Genomic DNA, 1606 nt, shown 5'->3' on the forward strand with positions numbered 1-1606 from the left:
CCCCGGATTCAGGTGCGTGGGACGCTGAGGCGGGGGGCCTGGCTGCGGCGCGGACTACCTGCCGTGCCGTACCCGTTCGCTCTTACCGCCAGGAGGCCTTTCCGCGACGGAGTATGGCCCGGGCGTGCGTCGGCCCGGACCGGCACGGGTGGGCGATGCGGAAGTGACTCGAGGCGAAGCCAAGCTTCCCAGAGAGGGCCGCCCGCTGGACTCCGGCGGAATGATTTCCCGGTCGCGCCGAACCCGGCGTGCCGGTGTGTCGGCATCGGGGATCATGGTGGAATGCCCGATGATGAACTGCTGGAACGTGTCCGCGAGCTCCGCGCTCGCGGACGGTCCCCGAAGGAGATCGCCCGCGCCCTCAAGGTGCGCCCCGCGATTGTGACGCCACTGATACAGCGGCTCGCCGCTGCTGAGCCCCGGGAGAAGGAGGTGCCGCTTGTCGGCTGCTGGGTCAACCAGGGCTGGTCGTCGAGCGTGCGGTTCACGGGCCACCCGGAGTGGCCGGACACCGGGGCAGCCGAGACAGGAGAGTCTGGGCTGGTCATCGTCGTCGTCGCCCGTGAGCTCGGCAGTTCGGTGCGGGTGTGCGAGTTCCTGGTTGACACCTGGTGCCTGGGTGTGAAGAACGCCTTGGGGCCGAAGCCGGTCGAGAGGAGGAAGCTCCCGTCGTTTTGCGCTGATGCCTTCCGCAGTTATCCGGGGGCACCCGTAGCAGTGCCGCTGGTTCTGGCCCAGCGGATCGTGTTCGGCGCGATCGGGTACGCTCGCGGGCTCGGGTTCGAGCCGCACGCGGACTTCGCGAAGGCCGCGGGGCATCTCGGTGAGTGGGACGGCGTGTGCGACCTGGAGTTCGGCAGGGACGGGATGCCCATGTATATCGAAGGCCCTCATGACGACATGTGGCGCATCATGCACACGCTCCGCCAGAACGTCGGCGACGGCAACTTCCACTATCTGGCGGGACTGCGGTCCTGACGACCGCGCGGACCGCGGCTGTGGATCAATAAGTACGGGTTTCATCTCTCCTCGTACCACTCCCACTCGGGGCATGCGTCCGCCAGCTAGGGCAACAAGAGGCGCAGTGACTTTACCTTCGCGTACACGATGCGTGCGAGGTCGTCTGCCGCGCCGGGCAGGCCCATCCGGACAAGCAGCATGTCCTCGTCGGTGTCCTCGCGGCATTCGTACAGGCCGAGCAGGACGGCGATCGCGATGCCGGCGGCCGCCCGCCGGGCGCCGCGTTCCTTTCGCCCGGTGAGGTTATCAATGTACGGCTGGAGGACGTCTAGGACCCGTCCCCGTCTCTGCAGTAATGCTGACGGAGGGCTTGAAGGAAAGTGGCGGTGAGCAGGCTCGATTGCCCTGCCGTGATTATGTCGTCTCCATCACGTAACTTGATATACAATTAGATCGGGTAACAGGCATCACTATCTGGGAGAATCTGATGTCGAGGACGATGGTGGACCTTGATGATGAAGCCTTGTCGTTGGCGAGCGAGGAACTGGGTACCAAGAGCAAGGTGGCGACCGTGAACGCCGCCCTGCGCCGCGTGGCGAATCAGCGGGCAGCGGCGCACATGCTTGAGCTCCTCGACGAGACCGGC

1 protein-coding gene is annotated in these 1606 nt (G+C 65.9%); it reads left to right on the forward strand.

All coding sequences use genetic code 11. The annotated features are described in order from the left end of the window. The first annotated feature begins 282 nt into the window (after positions 1–282). Complete coding sequence (locus VGZ32_RS14165) at positions 283–978, forward strand: hypothetical protein (RefSeq protein WP_326886472.1); 696 nt, start codon at positions 283–285, stop codon at positions 976–978. Positions 979–1606: the final 628 nt, after the last annotated feature.

Source organism: Actinocrinis sp., assembly GCF_035938995.1.
In the GTDB taxonomy this organism is placed as follows: domain Bacteria; phylum Actinomycetota; class Actinomycetes; order Streptomycetales; family Catenulisporaceae; genus DASZGI01.

Excerpts from the sequence above, each read along its gene's own strand:
- VGZ32_RS14165 (WP_326886472.1), top strand. The coding sequence starts at position 283 with ATGCCCGATGATGAACTGCTGGAACGTGTCCGCGAGCTCCGCGCTCGC.